Annotated in this window: 1 rRNA gene; it reads left to right on the top strand. The window is 55.9% G+C overall.

Features of this window, described 5'->3' with window-relative positions:
* Positions 1-108, top strand: a 23S ribosomal RNA gene (locus R9X44_RS35605); the annotation flags it as partial.
* Positions 109-222: the final 114 nt, after the last annotated feature.

Genomic DNA, 222 nt, shown 5'->3' on the forward strand with positions numbered 1-222 from the left:
CTTCGGGTGGGTAAGGCCCCCAACAGACTATTGGGTTGATAGGCCGGAGATGGAAGCACTGCAAGGTGTGGAGTCGACCGGTACTAATAGGCCGAGCGACTTGACCATCACACAACCAAGACTTCAAGACATGCTGTGTGTGCTCGCGTCCCTGTGCGGTTCCCGCTGAACAGCCGGAACCCGCAACCCCGATGCTCGTATCGGGATTGGTAATTGAATAGT

It is taken from the genome of Actinocorallia sp. A-T 12471, assembly GCF_033875155.1.
In the GTDB taxonomy this organism is placed as follows: Bacteria; Actinomycetota; Actinomycetes; order Streptosporangiales; family Streptosporangiaceae; genus Actinocorallia.